This window comes from Streptomyces sp. NPDC079167 (genome assembly GCF_040686735.1).
Classification (GTDB): Bacteria; Actinomycetota; Actinomycetes; order Streptomycetales; family Streptomycetaceae; genus Streptomyces.
Genome location: NZ_JBFBLO010000002.1, coordinates 705,916 through 721,614 on the forward strand (window position 1 = coordinate 705,916; position 15,699 = coordinate 721,614).

A 15,699-nucleotide genomic window follows, 5' to 3' on the forward strand; every position below is an offset into this window, starting at 1 on the left:
GCCCGGCGGTTTCGACCGGGAAGCGCGGGGACCGAGGCGCTGCGCGGCATCACGGGCCCGGATGTGGCGGGCGTCACCCGAAACGCCTGACCGATCGGTCAGCTCTGACCGATCGGTCAGCTACGGTGTCCCCATGCCACGTCCGCCTTCCGCGATGCGTCGTCAGATCCTCGACTCCGCACTGCGTCTCTTCGCCGAGCACGGCTTCAAGGGAACCTCGCTGCACGACATCGCGGTCGAGGCCCACTGCTCCAAGGCGTCCCTGCTGTACCACTTCGCCGGCAAGGACGCGATCCTCACCGAACTGCTGACCCCTCCGGCCGAGGGGCTCTCCGCCCTGGCCGGGGAGCTGGCCGCGCTGACCGGCGCACAGGCCGTCGAATCCGCTGTCACGGGGTACGTCGGCCTCGCCCTGCGCTTCCACCGCGAGATAAAGATCATCTTCGCCGAGCTGCCCGACATGCTCGGCCATCCCGTGCTGGCCGTCATCCCCAGGGCCGTCGACCAGCTCGCGGCCGCACTGGCGGGCCGTTCGGACGAGCCCCGTGCACGCGTCATGGCGCAGATGGTGATCGGCGGCGTGGCTGTCACGGTCGCGGCCGACGTGGACGTCGAACCCGGCACGATGCGCGCCGAACTGGTCCAGGGAGCCCTGAGAACCCTCGGGCATCCGACCGGCCCGAGCTGACAGAAGCCGTCCAGAACGAAGAGAAAGACGCCTCCTTCGCATGGCAATACTGCTGTACCGGCTCGGCCGGCTGTCCTTCCGGCGCCGAGGGCGTGTCCTCGCCCTCTGGCTCCTGCTGCTCGCCCTGCTCGGTGGGGGCGCCGCGGCCTTCAGCGGGCCCACCACCAGCAAGTTCTCGATCCCCGGCACGGAGTCGCAGAAAGCCCTGGACGCGCTCGCCCGGGAGTTCCCGCAGGCGAGCGGCGCGACGGGGACCATAGTCGTCGCCGCACCCGAGGGCGGGAAGCTCACACCCTCGGCTGTGGCGCCCGTGACCGAGGAGGCCGCGGAGGTTCCCGGTGTGCTCGCGGCCGTCGACCCGTTCGCGTCCAAGGCCGTCTCGCAGGACGGCCGTTACGCCCTGATCCAGGTGCAGTTCACGTCGGGTGCCGACGGCATCACCGACGCGCAGCGGGAGGCGTTCTCGGAGGCCGGCGCGTCCGTCGCGGATCTGCGCGTCGAACACGGCGGCGAGATCATGCGGGGCGTGCCCGAGATCGGTTCGACCGAAATCATCGGTGTCGGCGTCGCCGCCCTCGTCCTGGTCCTCACCTTCGGCTCCCTGGTGGCCGCGGGCATGACCCTGCTGAACGCCCTGGTCGGCGTGGCGGCCGGCATGGCGGGGCTCTTCGCCCTCAGCAGCACCGTGGAGCTGACCAGCACCGCGCCCATCCTGGCGCTCATGCTGGGCCTGGCGGTCGGCATCGACTACGCCCTGTTCATCACCTCCCGCTACCGCCACTACCTCCTGGAGGGCATGGACGGGGAGGAAGCGGCAGGCCGGGCGGCCGGGACCGCCGGTTCGGCGGTCGTGTTCGCGGGTGCCACCGTCGTCATCGCGCTCGCGGGGCTCGCCGTCGCCGGTGTGCCCTTCCTGACGGTCATGGGCCTGGCCGCCGCGGCCACCGTCGCCCTCGCGGTGCTGGTGTCCCTCACCCTGCTGCCGGCCGTCCTCGGCTTCGCGGGCGCCCGGGTGCTGCCCCGTAAGCAGCGGACCCGGGACCGGGCACCCGTCGCGGCGCCCGCCGGGGCCGGCTTCGGCTTCCGCTGGGGCCGGATCGTGGCTCGGCTGCGTGTGCCCGTCCTCGTCCTCGGGGTGGTCGGGCTCGGCGCGCTCGCCCTGCCCGTGCAGGACATGCGTCTGGCGCTGCCCGACGCGAGCACCGAGGCGGTCGGTTCACCCAACCGCGAGGCGTACGACCTGACGACCGAAGGGTTCGGCGAGGGCTTCAACGGCCGGCTGGTCGCCGTCGTGTCGGGCGACACCGCGCAGGCGACCGGCGCGGCGGTCAAGGAGACCGCCGCGCTCATCACGGACACCGACGGGGTACTGGCCGTCGCCGCGCCGCAGTTGAACGAGAAGGGCACCACCGCCCTCCTGGCCGTGATCCCCGAGACCGGTCCGACCGCCGCCGCGACCGAGGACACCGTCCACGAGATCCGTGACCGGGTGGCGGACGTCGGGGGCGCCGCCGTCTCGCTGACCGGCGCCACCGCGGTCGGCATCGACGTCTCCGAGAAGCTCGCCGACGCGCTGCCGGTCTATCTCCTGCTCGTGGTCGGGCTGTCGGTCCTGCTGCTGATGCTCGTCTTCCGGTCGGTCCTGGTGCCCCTCAAGGCGGCGCTGGGCTTCCTGCTGACCATCGGCGCCACCTTCGGGATCACCGTCGCCATCTTCCAGGAAGGCCACCTGTCGGATCTGGTGGGCCTCGACACGCCCGGGCCGCTGGTCAGCTTCCTGCCCATCCTGCTGATCGGCATCCTCTTCGGGCTGGCCATGGACTACGAGGTCTTCCTCGTCTCGCGTATGCGGGAGGACTTCGTCCACGGCGCCGACGCCCGCGAGGCGGTCATCAGCGGGGTCGGCCACAACGCACGCGTGGTCACGGCGGCGGCGGTGATCATGACGGCCGTGTTCGGCGGATTCGTGTTCATGCCCGACCCGATCATCAAGTCCATCGGGTTCGCCCTGGCGATCGGCGTGCTCGTCGACGCCTTCGTCGTGCGGATGGCCCTCGTACCGGCGGTCATGCACCTTCTGGGGCGCGCCGCGTGGTGGCTGCCCCGCCCCGTCGACCGGGTGCTGCCCGACCTCGACATCGAGGGCGAGCGGCTGCAGCGGGAGATCCCGGTGCGGCAGGAGCCGGCCGAGCTCGCGAAGACGTGAACGCACCGGTGCCCCCGGCCCGAGGGCCGGGGGCACCGGGGGTGCGGCCGCTCAGCTCTCGTCCGGCGCCAGCGTCAGCGAGATCGAGTTGATGCAGTACCGCTGGTCCGTGGGCGTCGGGTAACCCTCGCCCTCGAAGACGTGCCCCAGGTGCGAGCCGCAGCGGGCGCAGCGCACCTCGGTGCGGGCCATGCCCATGCTGTTGTCCTGGAGCAGCTCGACGGCGTCGGTGTCCTTCGGGTCGTAGAAGGACGGCCAGCCGCAGTGCGACTCGAACTTGGTGTCGGAGCGGAACAGCTCCGCACCGCAGGCGCGGCAGGAGTAGACGCCCGCCGTCTTCGTATCGGTGTACTCACCCACGAACGCGGGCTCGGTGCCGGCCTTGCGCAGCACCGCGTACTCGGCGGGCGTCAGCTCCGCCCGCCATTGCTCGTCCGGCTTCTCGACGTCGTACGACACGGTGGCTCCTCAGCTCGACAGGTGGTCCAGGATCTGCGGGCCGAGGTCGGTGACGTCGCCCGCTCCCATGGTGAGAACCAGATCGCCGGGCTTCGCCATTCCCGCGACGGCCGCGGGGACGGCTGCCTTGTCGTGGACGGCCGTGACATCGGCGCCGGCGGCCTTCGCGGCGTCGATGATCAGTTCGCTCGTGACGCCCGGGAGGGGGTCCTCCCTGGCCGGGTAGATGTCCAGGACCAGCGAGGCGTCGGCGAGTGCGAGGGCCTGGCCCATCTCCGTGCCGAGCTCCTGGGTGCGGGAGAAGAGGTGGGGCTGGAAGACCACCAGGAGGCGGGCGTCGGTCGCCGCGCCGCGCATGGCCTCCAGGTCGGCGGTCATCTCCGTGGGGTGGTGGGCGTACGAGTCGATGACCTGGACGCCGGCGGCCTCGCCCTTGAGCTGGAGGCGGCGCTTGACCCCGGTGTACTTGCCGATGGCGGAGGCCAGGTTGTGCGCGGGGATGCCGAGGGCGACACCGGCGGCGAGCGCGGCGACGGCGTTGTGCGCGTAGTGGCGGCCCGGGACGGAGACCGTGAAGGTGAGGTACCTGCCGTTGAGGACGACCGTGACCTCGCTGGTCAGTCCGCGCGGGGTGACCTTGTGCACGCGTACGTCCGCACCCTCGGACTCGCCGTAGGTGACCACGGTGAGGGAGGAGAGCGCGCGGACCCGGCGGGTCAGCTCGACGGCGCCGGGCTGGTCGGCGGCGACCACCAGGGTCCCGCCCGGGACGACCTTGCCGACGAAGGTCTCGAAGGACTCGTGGATCTCGTCCATCGAGGCGTAGTTCGCGTGGTGGTCCAGCTCGACGTTGAGGACGATCGCGACCTCGGGGGCGTACTTCTGGAAGCTCCGGTCGCTCTCGTCGGCCTCGGCGACGAAGATGTCGCCGCTGCCGTGCGTGGCGTTGGTGCCGGGGCCCTCCAGGTCGCCTCCGATGGCGTACGAGGGGTCGAGGGCCAGCTCGGAGAGGGCGACGGCGAGCATCGACGTGGTGGTCGTCTTGCCGTGCGTGCCGGCGACCGCGATGGCGCGCGCGCCGTCCATCAGGGAGGCGAGCGCGTCGGAGCGGTGCACGACGGGGATGTCCAGCTCGGCGGCGCGGACCAGCTCGGGGTTGTCGGCGCGGATGGCGCTGGAGACGACCACCGAGGTCGCGTCGTCGGCCAGGTGTCCGGCGGCGTGCCCGATGTGGACGGTCGCTCCGAGGGCGCGCAGGGCCTCGGCGGTGGCGGACTCCTTGGCGTCGCTGCCCGCCACCTTCGCGCCGCGCTGGGCGAGGATCTTCGCGATGCCCGACATTCCGGCGCCGCCGATGCCGATGAAGTGCGGCCGTTCCAGGGCGGCAGGAATACCGGGTGCCATACGTGTCTCTCCCGAGCTGTGGGTGGGTCTGGGTCGGCCCCCAGCCTATTCGCTGTGCGCGAAGAGCTTGAGCACCGGTACGCCGACCTTGTGACGGGCCCGGGACGCCCAGTCGCGGTGGAAGAACTCCTCCACGTAGTGCGGCGCCGTCAGGACGATCACCTCGTCGGCGCCGGAGTCGTCGACCACGGTCTTCAGCTTGTCCAGGGGGTGGTCCTCGACCACCTGACCGACGGCATCCGCCCCCGCCTCGCGCAGCTCCCGGAGCGAGAACTCCAGCGCCATCTCGGCGGGCTCCCTGGCCTCCTTCCCCTCCGGCCGGTCCCCTTCACGGACGGCTTCCCGCAGCTCGCCGATCGCCACGTCGTCGATCGCGCGCAGCAGCACATCGGCCTGGTCGCTGCGGGGCTGCATCAGCACGACGAACGAGATCCGCTCCTCGCCGTGGAGGGTCGTGACGAATTCCACGTCCTCGGGGGTGAGGGGCTTCTCGATCATCAAAACGCTTGTGAACACGACAGGCGCCCTTCCGCTTCATCTCGTCGGCCGCAGGGACGGCCGCTGTTGCTGAAACCATCCTTCCCCGCAATTGCAGGGGTAGCAGGACTAAGTGTGCCCACCCGGAGCTAACCGGAACGGGTAATTCCGCTAAGTGTCAGATCTTCCCGTACCGAGTGAAGAGGAATCCTGCCTCTTCCAGGAGCGAGATGAGGGAGAAACGTTCCGGCACGGTGACGGCGGGGCCGCCCGCGATGCGCTGCGCGTCTCCGGCGGTCAGCAGCGGCGACAGGGTCAGGCAGAGCTCGTCCAGCACCCCTGCCGCCACGAACTGGCCGAGCAGACGCGGTCCGCCTTCCGTGAGGAGCCGGCTGAAGCCCCGCCGGCCCAGCTCGGCGACGGCACGCGCCGGGTCCACGGCGGCGCCGTCCCCGGCGAACAGCACCTCGGCCCCCGCCTCCCGGGCCGCCCGGACCCGGTCGGAGGGCGCCGTCGCGCCGGTGACCACGAGGGTCGGGACCAGCGGCGAGACGAAGAGCGGGAGCGAGAAGTCGAGGTCCAGGCTCGCGCTGACGACCGCGACCGCCGGGGCGGGGCCCTGGCCCGCCGCCTCGCGCCGGGCGGCGAAGGCGTCACGGGCCCGCGTCGGCCGGTAGCCCTCCAGGCGCACCGTCTCGGCGCCGACGACGACCACGTCGGCGAGTCCCCGCAGGGTGCCGAAGATCCGCATGTCGGTGGAGCAGGAGATGCCCTGGGAGCGGCCGTCGTGCTGGGCGGCGCCGTCCAGGGTGGAGACCATGTTGGCCCGGAGCCAGGGGCGCTCGCCGTCGGGATAGGCGTAGGCCTCCGCCAGCTCGTCGAGCGTCCACTCGCGGTCGGCGGCCGCGGTGGCGGCGGGCGGGGTTGTCAGGTCCGTCACAGGGAGCAGGCGTCGCATGCCCAGCAGTCTGGCACGGCCCTTAGAGTGGATGGTTGTGTCGTCCTCCACAGCCGTGCCGGGGCAGAGCCCCATAGCCGAAACGGCCCCGCAGTCCCTGTGCGCCCTCGAGCCGCGCGTCCCCGCCGACCGTCTGGTCGCGGAGATGGTGCCGCCGCCGCGCTTCGACTCGGTGCGTTTCGATACGTACGTACCCGACCCGAACCAGCCGAGCCAGACCGAGGCGGTCGAGGTCCTCAGCTCGTTCGCGGCGGGGCTCGGCGGGGCGCATGCGACGGGTTCGGGTAAACGCAAGTGGTTCGGGAAGAAGCAGGCTGCCCCCGCCGGCCCGCGCGGGGTCTATCTGGACGGCGGTTACGGCGTCGGCAAGACGCACCTGCTGGCCTCTCTCTGGCACGCCACCCCCGCCGCGCCGTCGCTCAAGGCGTTCGGCACCTTCGTCGAGCTGACGAACCTGGTCGGCGCGCTGGGCTTCCAGCAGACCGTGCAGACCCTGAGCGGCCACCGCCTGCTCTGCATCGACGAATTCGAACTGGACGACCCGGGTGACACGGTCCTGGTGTCGTCCCTGCTCAGCAGGCTCGTCGAGGCGGGTGTCGCGCTGGCCGCGACCTCGAACACCCTGCCCGGCAAACTCGGCGAGGGCCGTTTCGCGGCGGCCGACTTCCTCCGCGAGATCCAGGGGCTGTCCTCGCACTTCAGGCCGCTGCGGATCGACGGCGAGGACTACCGCCACCGTGGGCTGCCCGAGGCGCCGCCGCCGTACTCCGACGACCAGGTCACCAGGGCCGCGTACGCGACTCCGGGGGCCTCGCTCGACGACTTCCCCGCCCTGCTCGACCACCTCGCCCGGGTGCATCCGAGCCGGTACGGCGCGCTGACGGACGGGATCACCGCGGTCTGCCTCACCGATGTGCAGGCAGTGCCCGACCAGTCGACGGCGCTGCGCCTGGTGGTGCTCGCGGACCGGCTGTACGACCGCGAGGTCCCGGTGCTCGCCTCCGGCCTTCCCTTCGACCGGCTGTTCAGTGACGAAATGCTGAACGGCGGGTACCGGAAGAAGTACTTCCGGGCCATCTCGCGGCTGACGGCGCTGGCGCGTGACGCAAAGGGGCTGGTGGCGCAGTAGGTTCGGGGGATACAGGGCGTACGAGTGCCTCCGGGTCCGCGTACGCCCGTACCAACCGCGCACACCGTTTGAAGGGATCCAGCATGGCTACCACGCGTCAGGCGCACACGGTCTGGGAAGGCAACCTGCTCGAGGGCAACGGCGTTGTCACCCTCGACTCCTCCGGGATCGGGGAGTACCCGGTCTCCTGGCCGTCCCGCGCGGAGAAGGCGAACGGCAGGACCAGCCCCGAGGAGCTCATCGCCGCCGCGCACTCCAGCTGCTTCTCGATGGCCCTCTCCAACGGCCTGGCCGGCGGGGGCACCCCGCCCACCCGGCTGAACACCCAGGCCGAGGTCACCTTCCAGCCCGGCACCGGCATCACCGGCATCCACCTCACGGTGGAGGGCGAGGTCCCGGGTCTGGACGAGGCGGGCTTCCTGAAGGCCGCCGAGGACGCCAAGGCGAACTGCCCGGTCAGCCAGGCGCTCTCGGGCACGACCATCACGCTCACCGCGTCGCTGGCCTGAGAACCATCCGCACACGGTCCCCCGGGAGGCTCGGCCTCCCGGGGGACCGTGTGCGTCCGGCCGGCGCGCTGCGGCCATCGCCACGCCGGCCGGATCCCGGCTCCACCGCGGACGGCAGCATCCTCCACCTGCCTGGCAGCAATTGCCTTTTCAGGCACGGCAGTCGGGGCTCCTTCCGCAGGACCCCGGCCGGCATTCGGCATCCTCCGCCGCGATAACGGCGCGCCCCGCCGAACTCAGCGTTATACATGGGCATGACAGTGTTCACGGGGGCTTCCCACCGGGCAGGCCTGACCGAGCACGTCACTTCACCTGTCCGCCAACAGGGAGTTGCCTCATGTCATCCACATCCCGACACCTCGCCACACGACGACAGGTCCTGGCCGGCAGCGCCGCGACCGCGGCCTCGGTCGCCTTCACCGGGGCCTTCACCGAGCTCTTCTCCGGCACCGCCGAAGCCAGGGGGCACAGCGGCTACGGCCCTCTCCTGCCGGACCCCGACGGCCTGCTCGATCTGCCGAAAGGTTTCCGCTACCGGGTGCTCTCCCGGGAGGGCGACCAGCTCCGCTCCGGCGAGGGGCAGGTGCCCAGCAACCACGACGGCATGGCCGCCTTCGCGGGCCGGGGCGGCCGCGTCCATCTCGTGCGCAACCACGAGAACCGCGCCACCGCGAAGATCGGCGTCCCCACGATCGAGGGCCTCACCTACGACCCGATGGGCAAGGGCGGTTGCACGTCCCTCGAACTCGACGGCCGCGGCAACGTACGCGGCGAGCGTGTCGCCATCGCGGGTACGGCCGTCAACTGCGCGGGCGGTCCCACCCCCTGGAACACCTGGCTGACGTGCGAGGAGACGGAGGACAGGGCCGGCACCAACGGTTACACGAAGGACCACGGTTTCATCTTCGAGGTGGACGGCGCCGATCCGCGCCGCACCGGGGCGGTGCCGCTGACCGCGATGGGGCGGTTCCAGCACGAGGCCGTCGCGGTCGACCCGAAGAACGGCATCGTCTACGAGACGGAGGACGCCTTCGAGAAGCCGTTCGGGCTCTTCTACCGCTTCCTCCCCCAGAAGCCGCTCGGCGGCACGGGCTCCCTGCGGGCCGGCGGCGCGCTCGAGGCCATGCGGGTGCCAGGCGTACCCGACCTCTCCGCGATCCAGGAGACGGGCGCGAGCTTCGACCGGATCGAGTGGGTCCCCGTACCGGATCCGCAGGCCGCCGGGACACCGATCCGGCTCCAGGACTTCGGGCCGAAGGGCATCACGCACGCCCAGAAGCTGGAGGGCTGCTACTGGGGCGGTTCCTCGGTGTACTTCGTCTCCAGCTTCGCGCACAGCGCGGAGGGCTCGGCCGCCGACCACTTCGGCCAGGTCTGGCGGTACGAACCGAAGCGGCGGAGGCTCACCCTGGTGATCGTCTTCGGCCCGGACACCGATGTGCAGCTGCCCGGCGAGTCCCCGGACAACATCTGCCTCGCCGCGGGGGGCGGGCTGATGGTCTGCGAGGACGGCGGTGGCGCACAGCACGTGCTCGGGGTGACGCGGCGCGGCGAGGTCTACGCGATGGCGAGGGGCCGGCAGAACATCGGGTCGGCCGAGGAGCCGGAGTGGGGCGAGTTCGCGGGCGTCACGTTCTCACCGGACGGCGGGACGATGTTCGTGAACTGCTACACGCCGGGGACGACGTTCGCGGTGACGGGCCCCTGGCGCTGACGGGGGCACGGGCAGTCGGGTGATCCGGCTGCCCGGCCGGCGGACGGCCGGAGCGCCGTGAGCACGTTCCGCCGGACCACGGCTAGCGTCCTTCGATGATCAAATCCGTTCGTACGATGATCACCCTGGCTGTGGTGGGTGGAGTACTCACCGGCTGCGGAAGCTCCGGGGCGACCCGCGCCACGACCGCCGCGCTCCCGACGGTCTCTCCCTCACCGGCGAAGGAGCCCGCGACGGGGCCCACCTCCCCGTCGCGGGCTCCCGGGAGCGAGCCGCCCGTCCTGGCCCCCGGACCCGGCGGTCTCACGCCGGTCTTCGAACGACGGGCGGGCGGAGCCGGCAACGGCTCCGGCGCCCGGGGCGGGGCGGACAAGGTCGTGGCCCTCACGTTCGACGCGGACATGACGGCGGACCAGGGGCCGCGTGCCGCCGGCGGCGAGCACTTCGACAACCCCGGACTGATCGCGTCGCTGCGCCGGCTGAAGGTCCCCTCGACGGTCTTCATGACCGGCAGATGGGCGCAGGAGTATCCCGCCCAGGCCCGCTCGATCGGCACCGACCCCCTGTTCGAGATCGCCAACCACTCGTTCAGCCACTACGCCTTCTCCTCCCCCTGCTACGGCCTGCCGACCGTCGCGAAGGCGGACATGCGGAACGATGTGGAGCGGGCCTTCACCGCGATCCGGAAGACCGGGGCGCGCAACGTCGTGCCGTACTTCCGCTTCCCCGGCGGCTGCTACGACGACGCGTCGCTGAAGGCGCTGGCCCCGACCGGTGTGACCGCGGTCCAGTGGGACGTGGTCAGCGGTGACGCCTTCGCCACGGACGCGGACGCGGTGGCCGAACAGGTGCTGGACGGAGTGGAGCCGGGGTCCCTGGTGGTCATGCACTGCACCCGCAGCGCGGCGCCCGTCACCGACGACGCCGTACGCCGGATCGTCCCTGAGCTGCGCGAGCGCGGCTACCGCTTCGTCAAGGTCTCCGAGCTGATGCGCGGCTGAGCGCATCCGCCCGCGCGTCAGCCGGAACAGGCGGTGCGCTCCGCCTCCTGCCACGCGCAGACCGGGCAGAGCGTGGCGCCCTTCGTCGACTCCGGGTGTTCGGTCGGCTTCCGGCACAGCACGCACTCTGCGTACGGCGGGCCCGCGTCCACGGGCGCGGGGTCCGTCGCGGGCGTCCCGCAGTACGCATCGTCCATGCGTCCGAGCCTACTCACTCGCGCAGAGCGGCGATCCGGGAGGTGAGCGCGGCCACCGCGGCGGCGACGGCGAGCGCACCCGCCAGGGGCAGCAGCGGCACCCGCACAGCGCCGGTGAGCGAGCCGGAGACCAGGCCCGTCACCGCGGCCTTCGCGGGTGAGCCGTCGGTCACGAGGGCGAGCAGCGAGCCGAGCACGGTCGCGGCGAGCGACCAGCCGTGGCGGTGCAGGACCGGCCGGGCGCACAGCGCCCCGACCGCCGCTCCCAGCAGGGCGGAGCACCCGGCCGCGAGCAGTCCGGCGAGCGCGGCGGGCAGGAGCGGGACGACGGCGGTGTGGTCGGTGCTGACCGGTTCGCTGATCAGCAGCACGGTCGCCACGCCCACGGCGCCCAGGGCGAGCGCGCACCCCAGGCCGGTGAGCAGCGAGGCGCGGTGGGCGCGCGCCGGGCCGGCGGCGGAGGCGGTGACGGTCCGGGCGGCGAGCGGCTCCTGGGTGACGCAGAGCCGCACGAACCAGGCGGCCGCGGGGAGCAGTGCGGCGGCGGCGTAACCGAGCGAGTCCAGCAGGGGCTGCCCCGCCCGTACGCCGACGCCGAGGATCACCGCGTACAGGAGGAGGGGTGCGAGCCAGCGCTGCAGGCGTGCCAGTGTCGCGGCCTGGTAGCGGATCAAGGCGGTCGTGGCACCCACCGCCGAACGGGCCGCGCGGGCGGGACGGGAGGCCGTCCCCGGAGCCGGAGCGGCGGTGTCCGCAAGGCCACCGGGTGCCGGACGGGGCACCGGATCCACGGCCGCCCCGCCCACGGGGACCGGGACCGGGGCGGGGAGCTGTGCGAGCCCGGTGACGTGCCAGGGCGGCCGGGCCGTGAGGAGGGCGTGGAGCAGGGTGTCCGAGTGCGCCGCGGTGGTCGTGAGCCGGACCCCGGCCGGGTCCCCGGCGTCCCGTTCCACCACGGGCGCGCCCGGCAGGTCCGGCGGGAGGGAGGCGGGCGGGCGGCAGGTCGCCTCGATCCGGACGTGCGGGCCGTTGTCGCCGGGCCGATCCGCCGCAGGGACGAGGGTGTGGCCCTCCAGCCGGTACGTGAGACCGGCCGCCCCCGCGAGCCGCCTCGGGTCGTGGTCGACGAACACCACCGTGGCGCCGTCGGCGACCCTCTCGGTGACGGCCCGGTCGAGTTCGTCACGGGCCGCGGTGTCGAGGCCGGTCCAGGCCTCGTCCAGGACGAGGAGGTCCGGTTCGGCGAGGAGCGCCTGGGCGACGGCGACCTTCTGGCTGGTGCCCTTGGAGAGTTCCGCGAGAGGTGTACGGGCGTGCCCGGCGGCCCCGAAGCGCGCCAGCCACTCCTGGGCCCGTACGGCGGCCTCTGCGGTCGGGAGCCCGTGGACGCGGCCCATGTGGATGAGGTAGCCCGCCGCGGTGAACGGCAGCGCCGCGGGGAAGCGTTCGGGGACGTACGCCGTGCGCGGCCGGTCCAGGACGCGCCCCTCGGTCGGCGCGTCGACGCCGGCGAGGAGCCTCAGCAGTGTCGATTTGCCGACCCCGTTGGGACCCTCGATCCGGAACAGGGCGCGCGCGGGCAGCTCAAGACCGAGCCCGCGCAGCACCCAGGGGCCCCGCAGGCCGTACCGGCGGCCGACTCCCCGCAGGATCAAGAGGACGACTTCTCCGGCTTGAGCTCACTCGGGCGTACGATCACGAACCCCTCGCCCTGGAGCATCAGCTGGACCGCCTCGCCGGACCCGCCGCGCACCATGGAGCCGACGCTCTGCGAGCGGTGCAGGGAGGTGGAGAGCTGGGCGCTCCAGCCGACGACCGCGTCCGTGTCGACGTACACCGGCTGCTGCGCGGTGACGGGGATCACGATGGGGTTGCCGTCGCAGATCAGGCCGAGCTTGCCGTATCCGCTGAAGACGCTGTTGAAGAGGCCGCCGCCGGTCATTCCGGCGCCCTTCACGGTCTTTATCTCGTAGGACAGACTGGCGTCGAAACAGAGGACGTTGCGGCCGTTGATGGTCAGGACGTCGCCCTGGTCCATCTCCACGATGAAGCAGTTGGCCGCCTCGTGGGCGAACCACGCCTCCCCCTGGCCGGTCACCGCCATCAGGGCCAGCCCCTCACCGGTCACGGCCCGCTTGAGCATGCCGCCGATGCCCTGGCCCTTGCGCTCGAACCGGAGATCGCCGCGGAAGGCGATCATGGATCCCTGACGCGCGTGCATCTCACCGTTGACGGCGTACTTGATGGACTTGGCGTTCTGCAGGGTCATGCCGGGGGCGGTGGCCTGCTGCGCCATGTGCTCGCTGGAAAAGAGGTCGCTCTTCATACCGGGCATCCTCACCCGGAGCCCTCCGTTCCGCCAAGAACGCGTTGTCGGAGGGGCCTGGCAGACTGGACGCGTGAGCAGCGACAGCATTCCTGAGCCCCTTCCCGCCGCGCCGGAGGCCCCCGCCGACAGCCCGTTCCGCAGTGAGCCGACGTCCCGTGACGAAGCCCCGCAGTTCGTCCTGCCGCTCGTGGTGCACCTCGAGAAGACCGGCCCCCCGGCGCGCAACGACGCGCTGGTGACGGCGGCCCGCGCGGTGCTCACGATCCTCTCGGACCCCCGCTCGCTCGGTGAGGACGAGGGCGGGGCGGAGGGCGAGTGGGCGCGGGTCATGCGCGACTGGCAGGACGCCCGGATCCGCAAGGTGGTCCGGCGGGCGCGCGGCGCGGAGTGGCGCAAGGCCTCCGCGCTGCCCGGGATCACGGTCACGGGCGAGCAGGCCGAGGTCCGGGTGTTCCCGCCGGTGCCCCTGGACGGCTGGCCGAAGGAGCTGGCCAAGCTCCAGGTGTCTGGCACCGACCTGGACGACCCGGAGGTTCCTGCCGCGCCCGACCCGGCCGGTCCGGTGCTGTGGATGAGTCCGGACGTCGAGATGTCGGCGGGCAAGGCGATGGCCCAGGCCGGACACGGCGCCCAGCTCGCCTGGTGGGAGCTGTCGGACACGGAGCGCAAGGCATGGCGCGAGGCGGGTTTCCCGCTCTCCGTCGCCACCCCGGACGCCGGCCGCTGGCGCGAACTCACCGTGAGCGGGCTGCCGGTGGTGCGGGACGCCGGATTCACCGAGATCGCCCCGGGATCCTGCACGGTCGTCGCCGACCACCCTGCCCTGCGCCGCTGAACCGCCCGGCCGGGCGGTCGGGCAAGGTGTTCGCGCTGATCGCGCAGGTCCGGCACACCACGCGCCGCGCGCTGATCCGGCAGCCGGCCTCCGACGCCGGCCAGACCGTGCTCGACCACACGATGCCGGAGGGCACCGGCTCCCGCCCGGCGCCGGTGACTCCGGGCGGGGACCAGTCGTTCACCTCCCCCCGGTGCCCCCGGCCATGGCTCCGCCGCCTCAGCCGTAGGGCCCGTCAGCCACGGTCGCGGCGCTGGACGTACAGGCGGTCGCCCTTCGGACCCGTCCATTCCACCCGCACGACGCCGGGCACGGCCGCGTCGGCGAGCCGTGCCGGGTTGGACCAGTGGCCGAAGTTCGGGTTGCGGAAGAACGTCGCCCACAGATCGCCGCGGGAATCCTCGAAGAAGTTGTTGTGCCCGGCGCCGATGCCGACGGTCCAGCGCTCGGAGTAAGGGCCCTCGAAGGTGTCCGAGACGGCGGCGACCGCGTCGTACTGGTACTGCACGCGGCCCGTGCCGCCCGGGTCGTAGGCCTGGCGCGCGGTGCCGTCGGCCTCGATCGACGTCCGGTCCCAGGCGGCGTGGAGCAGGAAGTACTTCCCCCCGTACTTGAACACGTACGCGCCTTCGAGATACGGCTCGGGCGTGTAGGGGGTCTGCCGGAAGGCGGGGAGGCCCGTCGTCGGGACGATGCCCTCCATGTCGTCGCGGAACTTCGCGTACAGGTTGTTGTGCAGCACGAGCCAGGCCTCGTCACCCTCGCTGTAGAGGCTGCCGTCGATGTGGTGGTAGGCGCCCGGCTTGATGAAGCTCGGCCCTCCGATGAACGAATCGCCGAAGGGCTTCTCCAGGTTGCCCTCGACGAGCCGGTACGGGCCCTCGACCCCGCCGTCGCTCACGAGCATGAACGAGCCCACCTTCTCGGAGTGGTCCCCCATGCAGGCGACGATGTACCACTTCCCCCGGAAGCGGTGCAGCTCCGGGGCCCACGCCTGGCCGCGCTTGCCGAACTCCTCGTCGTACCAGTACTCCTGCCACGGCGCGACGACCGTGCGCCCGGGCCGGTTCTCGTCGGTGAACTCCGGCGACCACACCTTGCCCTTCTCCGCGCCGGGCCGGATCCCGGTCGTGTCGGCCAGCTTCCAGGGCCCCTTGAGCGAACGGGCCGTCCAGACGAAGATGCCGTCGTTCCACGGGCCGGCCGCTTCGAGGCCGGGCACGCGGGTGGTGCCCGTGGCGACGTAGAGCGGACGGCCGTCGACGACGAAGCAGTTGACGTAGGTGTCCCGCATCCACACCACCCCGCGCTCCTTGTCGCGGGGACGCAGCTCCAGCGGCAGGACGAACGAGTTGTCCTCACGGGGCCAGAGGTCCTGCCGGGTGTCCGCGAGGCCGTAGGGCTCGGGGTCGGGCCAGTTCGCCGGGTACCGCCGCTTCCCCGCCGCCGGAGCGGCCGGAGCGGCGCCGTCCGGAGCCGGGGCGGCCGAGGCCCGCGCCGCCGGCGCGGCGGCCACGGGCAGTGCGGCCGCCGCTCCCACTCCGGCGGCCCGGGCCAGCAGGGACCGCCGGCCGAGGTGCGGACTGTTCTCGGTGCTGGTCATATCGGTTGCGTTCTCCTTCGGTCGTCCAGGACGCCGCGCCCGGGTCCGGAGGGACCGTCGAAGGGCACGGCGGATCGTCCGGCCAGGTCCTGGGCCGGCTCGGTCGGGTCGAGCCGGGCTTGTCCACCGGGCGTCCGCGCCGGTGGGGGCGGAGCCGGGCGGCGGTCCCCGCCGGCGCCGGGCGTTACGG

At 72.4% G+C, this 15,699-nt stretch carries 15 protein-coding genes and 1 pseudogene; 8 read left to right on the forward strand and 8 right to left on the reverse strand.

Going from position 1 to position 15,699, the window contains the following annotated elements; translation table 11 throughout:
* Nucleotides 1-133: 133 nt before the first annotated feature.
* Both AB0P41_RS07425 and AB0P41_RS07430 read left to right on the forward strand, forming a co-directional pair.
* Complete coding sequence (locus tag AB0P41_RS07425; protein ID WP_356714005.1) at nt 134-688, forward strand: TetR/AcrR family transcriptional regulator; 555 nt, start codon at nt 134-136, stop codon at nt 686-688.
* A 40-nt stretch (nt 689-728) separates the two neighbouring features.
* Nucleotides 729-2,894, forward strand: coding sequence for an MMPL family transporter (locus AB0P41_RS07430; protein WP_365930678.1), 2,166 nt, complete (start codon nt 729-731; stop codon nt 2,892-2,894).
* Nucleotides 2,895-2,945: 51 nt separating this feature from the next.
* Here AB0P41_RS07430 and msrB read toward each other — a convergent pair whose 3' ends face one another.
* The 4 genes from msrB to AB0P41_RS07450 all read right to left on the reverse strand — a co-directional run bounded on the left by msrB (nt 2,946) and on the right by AB0P41_RS07450 (nt 6,192).
* On the reverse strand, nt 2,946-3,353 hold the full coding sequence (gene msrB, locus AB0P41_RS07435; protein ID WP_356714007.1) for a peptide-methionine (R)-S-oxide reductase MsrB: 408 nt from the start codon (nt 3,351-3,353) through the stop codon (nt 2,946-2,948).
* A gap of 9 nt (nt 3,354-3,362) precedes the next feature.
* Nucleotides 3,363-4,757, reverse strand: coding sequence for a UDP-N-acetylmuramate--L-alanine ligase (gene murC / locus AB0P41_RS07440; RefSeq protein ID WP_356714008.1), 1,395 nt, complete (start codon nt 4,755-4,757; stop codon nt 3,363-3,365).
* A 45-nt stretch (nt 4,758-4,802) separates the two neighbouring features.
* On the reverse strand, nt 4,803-5,255 hold the full coding sequence (locus AB0P41_RS07445; RefSeq protein ID WP_365930680.1) for an indole-3-glycerol phosphate synthase: 453 nt from the start codon (nt 5,253-5,255) through the stop codon (nt 4,803-4,805).
* Between the two features lie 157 nt (nt 5,256-5,412).
* Nucleotides 5,413-6,192 carry a pyrimidine reductase family protein gene (locus AB0P41_RS07450; RefSeq protein ID WP_356714010.1) on the reverse strand — a complete coding sequence of 260 codons (780 nt, stop codon included), beginning with the start codon at nt 6,190-6,192 and terminating at the stop codon, nt 5,413-5,415.
* Between the two features lie 37 nt (nt 6,193-6,229).
* On the opposite strand from AB0P41_RS07450, the gene zapE reads away from it, so the two are divergent.
* The 4 genes from zapE to AB0P41_RS07470 all read left to right on the forward strand — a co-directional run bounded on the left by zapE (nt 6,230) and on the right by AB0P41_RS07470 (nt 10,545).
* Nucleotides 6,230-7,321 (forward strand): cell division protein ZapE, encoded by a 1,092-nt coding sequence (gene zapE / locus AB0P41_RS07455; RefSeq protein ID WP_356714011.1) that lies wholly within the window; start codon nt 6,230-6,232, stop codon nt 7,319-7,321.
* An 83-nt stretch (nt 7,322-7,404) separates the two neighbouring features.
* Nucleotides 7,405-7,830, forward strand: a complete 426-nt coding sequence (locus AB0P41_RS07460; protein WP_356714012.1) for an OsmC family protein — start codon at nt 7,405-7,407, stop codon at nt 7,828-7,830.
* 337 nt (nt 7,831-8,167) lie between these two features.
* A complete protein-coding gene (locus tag AB0P41_RS07465) occupies nt 8,168-9,544 on the forward strand; it encodes an alkaline phosphatase PhoX (RefSeq protein WP_356714013.1) in 1,377 nt (458 codons plus the stop codon).
* Nucleotides 9,545-9,660: 116 nt separating this feature from the next.
* Entirely contained in the window at nt 9,661-10,545 is an 885-nt protein-coding gene (locus tag AB0P41_RS07470) for a polysaccharide deacetylase family protein (RefSeq protein WP_356714051.1), read from the forward strand.
* 17 nt (nt 10,546-10,562) lie between these two features.
* Here the strand turns inward: AB0P41_RS07470 and AB0P41_RS07475 are convergent, their stop codons facing one another.
* Genes AB0P41_RS07475 through AB0P41_RS07485 form a run of 3 tightly spaced genes read right to left on the reverse strand, consistent with a single transcriptional unit; the run spans nt 10,563 to nt 13,068 of the window.
* Nucleotides 10,563-10,742 (reverse strand): hypothetical protein, encoded by a 180-nt coding sequence (locus AB0P41_RS07475; RefSeq protein WP_356714014.1) that lies wholly within the window; start codon nt 10,740-10,742, stop codon nt 10,563-10,565.
* 14 nt (nt 10,743-10,756) lie between these two features.
* Nucleotides 10,757-12,397: an ATP-binding cassette domain-containing protein gene (locus tag AB0P41_RS07480; protein WP_365930682.1), complete on the reverse strand. Its 1,641-nt coding sequence runs from the start codon at nt 12,395-12,397 to the stop codon at nt 10,757-10,759.
* Nucleotides 12,394-13,068 carry an AIM24 family protein gene (locus tag AB0P41_RS07485; RefSeq protein WP_356714016.1) on the reverse strand — a complete coding sequence of 225 codons (675 nt, stop codon included), beginning with the start codon at nt 13,066-13,068 and terminating at the stop codon, nt 12,394-12,396. The genes AB0P41_RS07480 and AB0P41_RS07485 overlap by 4 nt, the downstream gene beginning before the upstream one ends.
* Nucleotides 13,069-13,141: 73 nt before the next feature.
* Here AB0P41_RS07485 and AB0P41_RS07490 point away from each other — a divergent pair, with 73 nt between their 5' ends.
* Both AB0P41_RS07490 and AB0P41_RS07495 read left to right on the forward strand, forming a co-directional pair.
* Nucleotides 13,142-13,906, forward strand: a complete 765-nt coding sequence (locus AB0P41_RS07490) for an aminoacyl-tRNA hydrolase (protein ID WP_365930684.1) — start codon at nt 13,142-13,144, stop codon at nt 13,904-13,906.
* A gap of 20 nt (nt 13,907-13,926) precedes the next feature.
* Nucleotides 13,927-14,135, forward strand: a pseudogene (locus AB0P41_RS07495) (hypothetical protein); the annotation flags it as partial.
* Nucleotides 14,136-14,141: 6 nt separating this feature from the next.
* Here AB0P41_RS07495 and AB0P41_RS07500 read toward each other — a convergent pair.
* The gene (locus tag AB0P41_RS07500; protein WP_365930686.1) at nt 14,142-15,509 is read right to left on the reverse strand and encodes a family 43 glycosylhydrolase; all 1,368 of its coding nucleotides are present in this window, start codon (nt 15,507-15,509) and stop codon (nt 14,142-14,144) included.
* Nucleotides 15,510-15,699 lie beyond the last annotated feature (190 nt).